At 55.0% G+C, this 5,000-nt stretch carries 2 protein-coding genes, 1 tRNA gene and 2 rRNA genes; all 5 read left to right on the forward strand.

The window, feature by feature from the left end:
• Positions 1 to 265 precede the first annotated feature (265 nt).
• The 5 genes from EN824_RS12870 to EN824_RS12890 all read left to right on the forward strand — a co-directional run bounded on the left by EN824_RS12870 (position 266) and on the right by EN824_RS12890 (position 4,907).
• A 23S ribosomal RNA gene (locus EN824_RS12870) occupies positions 266 to 3,075 on the forward strand.
• A 204-nt stretch (positions 3,076 to 3,279) separates the two neighbouring features.
• A 5S ribosomal RNA gene (gene rrf / locus EN824_RS12875) occupies positions 3,280 to 3,394 on the forward strand.
• A gap of 178 nt (positions 3,395 to 3,572) precedes the next feature.
• Positions 3,573 to 3,649: transfer RNA gene (locus EN824_RS12880), tRNA-Met, on the forward strand.
• A gap of 676 nt (positions 3,650 to 4,325) precedes the next feature.
• Entirely contained in the window at positions 4,326 to 4,592 is a 267-nt protein-coding gene (locus EN824_RS12885) for a type II toxin-antitoxin system ParD family antitoxin (protein WP_127872300.1), read from the forward strand.
• 3 nt (positions 4,593 to 4,595) lie between these two features.
• Positions 4,596 to 4,907, forward strand: coding sequence for a type II toxin-antitoxin system RelE/ParE family toxin (locus tag EN824_RS12890; protein ID WP_127279141.1), 312 nt, complete (start codon positions 4,596 to 4,598; stop codon positions 4,905 to 4,907).
• Positions 4,908 to 5,000: the final 93 nt, after the last annotated feature.

A 5,000-nucleotide genomic window follows, 5' to 3' on the forward strand; every position in this document is an offset into this window, starting at 1 on the left:
AAGATTTGTTCGAACTTCATGATCTGAAAGGATCGTGATTTGTCGCAAGGGACGCTCAATCCCTTGCATATGATGGGTTTGCCTAACCGCACCCTCGAACCGATCTCGAGAAGCTGGTCTTTTTGTGCCAATGACATCGAATTGGATCCCGCACAGGATCCGGTTCAGGCGACAATTCCTTCGGAATTGCGCGGACGCTAACCCCTCAAGGGTGGCTGAAGCGACAATCCTTCGGATTGCGCGGGTGGGCATTGGCAATGAGAACGATCAAGTGTCTTAAGGGCAATTGGTGGATGCCTTGGCATGCACAGGCGATGAAGGACGTGATACGCTGCGATAAGCTACGGGGAGGTGCGAATACCCTTTGATCCGTAGATTTCCGAATGGGGAAACCCACCTAAGGTACTTGGAAAATCAGAGCAGCCAGAAGGTCGCAAGGCCGACTTGCTGCTGTGGTTTCCAAGTATCAGATATAGGTAACTTATCCTGAATACATAGGGATAAAGTGGCGAACGCGGGGAACTGAAACATCTAAGTACCCGTAGGAAAGGACATCAACCGAGACTCCGGAAGTAGTGGCGAGCGAACCCGGACCAGGCCAGTGGCGATTGAGAGACAAGCGGAACCTTCTGGAAAGTAGGGCCATAGTGGGTGACAGCCCCGTACGCGTAATGCAATCAATCGTCCTCGAGTAAGGCGGGACACGTGAAATCCTGTCTGAAATTGGGGGGACCACCCTCCAAGCCTAAGTACTCGTGCATGACCGATAGCGAACTAGTACCGTGAGGGAAAGGTGAAAAGCACCCCGACAAGGGGAGTGAAAGAGTACCTGAAACCGATTGCCTACAAACAGTGGGAGCCCGCAAGGGTGACCACGTACCTTTTGTATAATGGGTCAGCGACTTAGTGTGACGAGCAAGCTTAAACCGCTAGGTGTAGGCGCAGCGAAAGCGAGTCTGAACAGGGCGTTCAGTTCGTCGCATTAGACCCGAAACCGAGTGATCTAGCCATGAGCAGGTTGAAGGTAAGGTAACACTTACTGGAGGACCGAACCCATAACTGTTGCAATAGTTCGGGATGACTTGTGGCTAGGGGTGAAAGGCCAATCAAACTCGGAAATAGCTGGTTCTCCGCGAAATCTATTTAGGTAGAGCGTCGACCGAATACCCCAGGGGGTAGAGCACTGGATGGGCTAGGGGTCCTCACCGGATTACCAAACCTAACCAAACTCCGAATACCTGGGAGTACTAGTCGGCAGACACACGGCGGGTGCTAACGTCCGTCGTGAAAAGGGAAACAACCCTGACCTACAGCTAAGGTCCCCAAGTTATGGCTAAGTGGGAAAGGATGTGAGGATCCCAAAACAACCAGGATGTTGGCTTAGAAGCAGCCATCATTTAAAGAAAGCGTAACAGCTCACTGGTCTAAATAAGGGTCTTTGCGCCGAAAATGTAACGGGGCTAAAGCCATACACCGAAGCTTAGGGTTCGTAGCAATACGAGCGGTAGCGGAGCGTTCTGTAAGCTGATGAAGCCATACCCGTGAGGGGTGGTGGAGGTATCAGAAGTGCGAATGCTGACATGAGTAACGTAAGGGGAGTGAGAGACTCCCCCGCCGAAAGACCAAGGGTTCCTGCTTAAAGCTAATCTGAGCAGGGTTAGCCGGCCCCTAAGACGAGGCGGAAACGCGTAGTCGATGGGAACCACGTTAATATTCGTGGGCTTGGAGGTAGTGACGGATCATTGAGGTAGTCCAATCTTATCGGATTGAACGGGCTGCTGCGTGGTTCCAGGAAATAGCTCCTCCTTATAAACCGTACCCGAAACCGACACTGGTGGTCTGGTAGAGTATACCAAGGCGCTTGAGAGAACTATGCTGAAGGAACTCGGCAAATTGCACGCGTAACTTCGGAAGAAGCGTGACCCTTTTCCACGCAAGTGGAGGAGGGTGGCACAGACCAGGGGGTAGCGACTGTTTATCAAAAACACAGGGCTCTGCGAAGTCGCAAGACGACGTATAGGGTCTGACGCCTGCCCGGTGCTGGAAGGTTAAGAGGAGGGGTGCAAGCTCTGAATCGAAGCCCCAGTAAACGGCGGCCGTAACTATAACGGTCCTAAGGTAGCGAAATTCCTTGTCGGGTAAGTTCCGACCTGCACGAATGGCGTAACGACTTCCCCGCTGTCTCCAGCATAGACTCAGTGAAATTGAATTCCCCGTGAAGATGCGGGGTTCCTGCGGTTAGACGGAAAGACCCCGTGCACCTTTACTATAGCTTTACATTGGCATTCGTAGTGGCATGTGTAGGATAGGTGGTAGGCTTTGAAACCTGGGCGCCAGCTCAGGTGGAGCCACCCTTGAAATACCACCCTTATTACTATGGATGTCTAACCGCGGCCCGTTATCCGGGTCCGGGACAATGTATGGTGGGTAGTTTGACTGGGGCGGTCGCCTCCTAAAGAGTAACGGAGGCGCGCGATGGTGGGCTCAGAACGGTCGGAAATCGTTCGCTGAGTGCAATGGCATAAGCCTGCCTGACTGCGAGACTGACAAGTCGAGCAGAGACGAAAGTCGGTCATAGTGATCCGGTGGTCCCGCGTGGAAGGGCCATCGCTCAACGGATAAAAGGTACGCCGGGGATAACAGGCTGATGACCCCCAAGAGTCCATATCGACGGGGTTGTTTGGCACCTCGATGTCGACTCATCGCATCCTGGGGCTGGAGCAGGTCCCAAGGGTATGGCTGTTCGCCATTTAAAGCGGTACGTGAGTTGGGTTCAGAACGTCGTGAGACAGTTCGGTCCCTATCTGCCGTGGGTGTAGGAATATTGAAAGGATCTGTCCCTAGTACGAGAGGACCGGGATGGACGGATCTCTGGTGGACCTGTTGTGGCGCCAGCCGCATAGCAGGGTAGCTATATCCGGACGGGATAACCGCTGAAGGCATCTAAGCGGGAAACCCACCTTAAAACGAGTATTCCCTGAGAACCGTGGAAGACGACCACGTTGATAGGCCGGGTGTGGAAGAGCGGCAACGCTTGAAGCTTACCGGTACTAATAGTTCGATCGGCTTGATCGTTCTCATTCCTTATGTCCATCTGACTTCGTCAGATGGTTTGTTCTCACTCACGCTTGTTCCGCCCTTCGGGCGGCGCTACGTGGGTGCGGCGCACAAGCGCCGACGGTCGGTCGACCTTGCGAAGCTTCGCTTCGAAAGGCGCCAGGCTAAAAGAACTCCAAAGGCACAAAAAAACAGCTTCTCGAATAACGTGCGTTTTGCCGACCTGGTGGTTATGGCGGAGCGGCTGCACCCGATCCCATTCCGAACTCGGCCGTGAAACGCTCCAGCGCTGATGGTACTTCGTCTCAAGACGCGGGAGAGTAGGTCGCTGCCAGGTCTGCTAAACGCACGTTTTATGTGTCACATCCTACTTTCCAAAAATCGAAGCCGGTTTTTGGGTCGAGGCGATGAAATCTTCTCTGAACATGGCCCGCCAACGGGAAACACGGGCCGCGTCAGCGGCCCTTTCATTTGGCGGACAAACCTCTCGCAAGCTCTCGCTTGCAAATCGGTGGCGCGGGGTGGAGCAGCCCGGTAGCTCGTCAGGCTCATAACCTGAAGGTCACAGGTTCAAATCCTGTCCCCGCAACCAAATACAAATGAGCCCGCCATCGTGCGGGCTCTTTTGTATTTTGCCGTGGTCGCCGGCGATTCGAACCTGTCATCAGCGGCCCGCAAGCAGGCCTTGCCGACGCAGCAGGACCGATAACTCAAATCCTGTCCCCAAAACCAAATTAAACCGCCCGCCAGAATCAAACCCGGCGGGCCGTTTTGCGTTCGAACCAGCCGCCATCGATCTTAGCCATCATCAGCACGCAAAGACGGCAGCCAACCACCGGGACAACAAACACAAACCCTGGCTAAAAAAGACCTGCCTCAACAAGACAAAAACAGCCCGCCAGGCTCCCGCCGGCGGGCTGTTCGCATTCGCATCCTCGCCGCATAACGAAATCGCAGACAGATACACAAACCGGAAGGCGCAGTCTCGGAGGTCAAGATATAAAACGAATTTGTACTCAGCCGGCTTCCGTACCTATCCCGCGCGCATCTGGCACCGTGATGGATGCGGGGTATCGAGTTGCGCGTCTGCTGGCCGGTGCCGTCGTGGCCGAGGCGGTATTTCAGTCAATGCCGAATCAGGCGACAAATTGATTCTCTCCGGACGAATCGCGGAAATGAGCACCGGCCGAATCGGTCCAGTTTGCCAATAGGTGACATCTATTGCTATATAGGCACCGCGATCCCGCACTCGCTCCAAGAGGTTGCCAATGCCAAATTACGCTTTGAATGACCACTATGAGAGCTTCATCAAGAAGCAGCTCGAATCGGGGCGTTACAACAATGCCAGCGAGGTCGTGCGTGCCGGCCTGCGCATGCTCGAGGATTTCGAGGCGGAGCGGGAGAGGTGGCTGCGCGAGGAAATCCCGTCGCGCCTGGCCGAACTCAAGCAGGATCCGGCGAAAGCGACACCAGCTGACGCGGTCTTTTCCAGGCTGGAGGCGCGCCATCGCGCGAAGCAGGCGAAAGCCAAGTAGGCAATGGAGTATCGGATTGTCTTTCATCCTGCCGCGCAAGCCGAACTCGAACAGCTCTACGACGACATAGCCGAACGGGCGTCGCCGGCGATCGCCTGGAATTTCGTCGTGGGCATCAAGGACCATTGTCTCGGCTTATCGACTTTTCCACAGCGAGGTACGGAGCGGGTCGAGATCATGCCTGGGCTGCGGATCGTTGGCTACCGGCGGGCGGTCAGCATTGCTTTTGCGGTCGAGGGTGAGCAGGTGCTGATCCTGGGCATCTTCTACGCCGGCCGAAACATCACACCGGAATTGTTGGAGGATCGGCACTGAAAGCCGCTCGGGCGAGGTCCGTGGCCGTGTCGGCGGGCGGCCGTTTTTCAAAGCGAAGCGTGCTCACCATGAGGACCGAAGCGAGTAACCCAG

It is taken from the genome of Mesorhizobium sp. M8A.F.Ca.ET.181.01.1.1, assembly GCF_004792025.1.
Classification (GTDB): domain Bacteria; phylum Pseudomonadota; class Alphaproteobacteria; order Rhizobiales; family Rhizobiaceae; genus Mesorhizobium.

What these genes read in the sequence shown, in the direction of transcription:
- EN824_RS12885 (WP_127872300.1), top strand. Translation starts at nt 4,326, where the DNA reads ATGCCAAATTACGCTTTGAATGACCACTATGAGAGCTTCATCAAGAAG.
- EN824_RS12890 (WP_127279141.1), top strand. Translation starts at nt 4,596, where the DNA reads ATGGAGTATCGGATTGTCTTTCATCCTGCCGCGCAAGCCGAACTCGAA.